General features: G+C 66.5%; 3 protein-coding genes and 2 pseudogenes. 3 read left to right on the top strand and 2 right to left on the bottom strand.

Going from position 1 to position 3414, the window contains the following annotated elements; translation table 11 throughout:
- Positions 1-88: 88 nt before the first annotated feature.
- Positions 89-736 (bottom strand): annotated as a pseudogene (locus ABZ862_RS38335) (transposase); the annotation flags it as partial.
- 150 nt (positions 737-886) lie between these two features.
- Here ABZ862_RS38335 and ABZ862_RS38330 point away from each other — a divergent pair.
- A pseudogene (locus ABZ862_RS38330) lies at positions 887-1147 on the top strand (transposase); the annotation flags it as partial.
- Positions 1148-1262: 115 nt separating this feature from the next.
- On the top strand, positions 1263-1559 hold the full coding sequence (locus ABZ862_RS38325) for a hypothetical protein (RefSeq protein WP_360969214.1): 297 nt from the start codon (positions 1263-1265) through the stop codon (positions 1557-1559).
- A 257-nt stretch (positions 1560-1816) separates the two neighbouring features.
- Here the strand turns inward: ABZ862_RS38325 and ABZ862_RS38320 are convergent, their stop codons facing one another.
- On the bottom strand, positions 1817-2293 hold the full coding sequence (locus tag ABZ862_RS38320; RefSeq protein WP_360969211.1) for a lamin tail domain-containing protein: 477 nt from the start codon (positions 2291-2293) through the stop codon (positions 1817-1819).
- A 619-nt stretch (positions 2294-2912) separates the two neighbouring features.
- On the opposite strand from ABZ862_RS38320, the gene ABZ862_RS38315 reads away from it, so the two are divergent.
- A complete protein-coding gene (locus tag ABZ862_RS38315; RefSeq protein WP_360969208.1) occupies positions 2913-3110 on the top strand; it encodes a hypothetical protein in 198 nt (65 codons plus the stop codon).
- Positions 3111-3414 lie beyond the last annotated feature (304 nt).

The following is a 3414-nucleotide window of genomic DNA, read 5'->3' as shown; positions in this document are numbered from 1 at the left end:
CACCCCGCCCACCCCGCCTCTCAACACACCCACAACACCCCAGGCCAGCACACACTCGATACACCAACAAACCCCCCACCCAGCATTAGCCGACCATCACCCCCAGCACTTCGCGGCCCCCGTCCTCGGTGATGCCGGTGGCGATCACCACGGCCCGGGAGACGATCTGGTGCGCGACCCTGGCCTTGCAGTACGTCGCATCCAGGTACATGTAGGGGAACCGGACGTGGTCCAGGGACCGGGTGCGGAACGCCGTCAGCTGGATGTCCAGATCGGCGCAGATCCGCGAGACCTCGCTCTTGGAGATCCCGCTGTCCGCCCCGAGGGCCTTGACCAGCTCGTCGACCAATGGGGTCTCCCCTGCTCGAGCGAAGCCGAGAGCTTGGGGAAGGGTGGACACCCCGTGGACGTAGGCCTCCATGACCACGGCGAACAGAGCCTGGTCGATACGGCGGCGCCGCTCCAGCAGGCTGGGGAAGAAGCTGCCCGAGCGCAGTTCGGGTATGCCCAGTTCCAGGTCGCCGGCCTGCGTGGTCAGTGTCTTGTCGCGGTGCCCGTTGCGCAGCGCGGTGCGCGTGTCGGTGTGCTCGTTCCACTCCGCGCCGATCCTCGCGCTCGTCGGCGCCTCGATCAGTTCCTGGAGCGTCCGCTCGGCCACCGAGCGGACGAGTTCGAGCCCGTCCGCCGAGCGCAGTGACTCCAGCAGGCGTAGTAGGTCAGACTGGGACAGGGCCACCATGCACCTCCCGGGTTGAACCGGCCGTTCACCAAGGAGACTTACAGGTGGCCCGCCTCATGGGCATGGAGCGGAATCACTGTCAGCACACGCCCCCGGGCTTACGCCCCAACCTTGATCGGATACACCACCAAGCGGGACACCATCTCCCGGCCGGACAAGGTACGGGCGGACAAGGCCTACGGCTCCCGCGCGAAACGCGCCTACCTGCGCAGACGCGGCATCGGATGCACGATCCCGGAGAAGGCCGATCAAGTCCGCAACCGTAAGAGGCGTGGTTCACGAGGCGGTCGGCCGCCGAAGTTCGACAAGATCGACTACCGCGAGCGCCACGCGGTCGAGTGCGGGATCAGCCGTCTCAAGCAGCACCGGGCAGTGGCCACCCGATTCGACAAGCTCGCGATCCGGTAGGAGGCGACGGTTCACGTCGCGGCGATCCACCAGTGGTGGTGAGCCGTCGGGCGGCCGGGCAGCCGTGCCATGCTGGCCACCGGCAATTCGAGCAGCACACGCAGGGGGAGGTCCGGTGGCCGCTGATCACCACTGCGCGGACAGCGAGAACGGCGACCACGTCGACGACCCGTCCGAAGACGCCCTGTTCGAGCTGGTCAGCGACCTGAACGGCGCAGACAACACCTTCGTCGTCATCCAGCCCGATGAGGACGATCCCGCCTGGTTCGCGTCCGTCGCCGTCCTGGAGACGGGCGGCTACGAGATCGTCCGGCGTGACACCAGCCGCCGCGAGCACGACGTCACCGTGGAGACAAACATCGACCAGATCGCGGGCGACCTCATCAAATGGCTGGCCGCCCGCGCTACCTAAAACACGGCCTGGCTCTCCGAGACAGCCGTGAAGCAAGCAGTGGCGAGCCCGGCCGGTGGCCAAGTAGCAGACCGCCGGCGCAGGCTCCCAGTACCTCGCGAATTGGGCAGAAAACGGCAGCCTTGACAGCGATCTGCGTGCACTGTCATGTCCGGACGCCGGCGTCCTGGAAACCGTGGATCCGGACGTTGCAGGGGGCAGTCCTGATCGGACGCTTGCCCTGCAGCAGGATCCTGCTCCTCAGGTCTGCCGGAGAATCAGCGGCGCATGTCATCGCGATGGTCACGGTCGTCCCCGTGTCGGCGGTCGCCGTCACGGCGGTCACGCCCCCAGGAGGCGTCGTCGACGAACCGGCCGTGGCTGTCGCGCAGGGTCGCCGTGTCGGAGCCGCTGTCCCACACGTAGGTGCGGCGGCCCTGGTACAGGTCCGTGCGGCTGCCACGGCCCTCCCCGGAATGGATACGAACAGTGGAACGACCCTCCAACCGGAAGTGATGGAAGGTGAAGACATGGCCGTCCCTGTCCGACAACGTCCACCTGTCGAGGTTCACCTCCCGGCGGCCGGTGTTGCTGACCTCGACCCAGTTCCTGTTCAGGCTGCGGTCGGAACGGCCGTCGCGGCGCTCGGAACGGCCGTCGCGGCGCGGGGAGTCGGCTCTCACAGCGCTGATGACCACCCGGGAGCGGCCGTCACGCACCGGGGAGTGGTCGGCAGCCGATGCCGGCAGCGCCACCGCCCCCACCACAGCCGCCGTCGCAACAGCCGCAGCACTCAGACGACAGACGCTCGCAGAAACGGAAACGGACACGATTCCTCCTTCACAGTGCACTGCGTCCCCCGACAACCCCGCATTGAATGCGCAGGTCACCGGCAGTGCGAGGGGTGATACGGCGGCCGGTCGACCGCACACCCACACCATCCCTCCAAAAGATCGAAACCATGCCACACCAAGACGTCTGTTACATACCGCTCATGTCACCGTGACCCTTGCATGTACCCCGCAACAACATGCGTGTGACGTCAGATTGACGCCTCGTCATCCTTGTCGCCCACCGCATACCGGCCCCCGAAGTCCGATCGCCACCACCGCGCCACCCCAGCCCGTTTCCCGCCATCACTCGAAAGTGAGTAACAACCACCCGCCCGTAAACGCCTGTGCAACACAGCCGAGACCACAGAAGCCATGACCCGGGCTCCCTCTTCCGGCACCAACACGTGATGGTGTCCCACCAGGTGGTGCAGGCGGCGGCGTGGTCGAAGCAGTTCCAGGTCCTGCCCATGCTCTGCCTACCTCCTGACTCAGCTATCTTTGCGCGGAGTTGGCTGGAGGTGTATTCCGATCCGCGGTTGCTGTGGATCACACAGCCGGCCTCCAGCCGTTCCAGCCGGACGGCCATGTCGAGTACGTCGACGACGAGGTCGGGGCGGTGGTGTCGGCCCGGGTCAGGCTGCGGCGGCCGGTGCGGCGGCTGTGCCCGGCGATGCGATGCTCGCACATGACCTACCGCCGACGTTCCTCACGGGCCTCGATGCCGGCCACCCAGGCGTAGTACGTGGAGCGGGCCGTCTTCATACCCGGCACAGCAGGGTGACCGGGTAGGCGACCCTCTCCCCGCGGATGAACCGGCATACAGCGCGCACCGGTCGCTCTCTTCCGCGAAGAAGACAGTCGCTTTTTCAGGATCTCGATCGTCTTCGCCTGCTCGGCGGTCAGCTTCCGCAGCCACCGCAGGGCCTCCGAGCTGATGGGGAAGCTTCACCCGGCTTCGACAGTTGGTGGGCACACGTTCGGGTCTGATCGAGCGTCTTTGCTGCTGAGCGAGTTGAGACTGGTCCAGACCGGTTGATAGTGCG

The sequence above is a fragment of the Streptomyces sp. NPDC047000 genome, from assembly GCF_040644295.1.
Taxonomy (GTDB): Bacteria; Actinomycetota; Actinomycetes; order Streptomycetales; family Streptomycetaceae; genus Streptomyces.
Note: the sequence above shows the minus strand (reverse complement) of the source record. Positions and strands in the feature narration are given on the sequence as shown.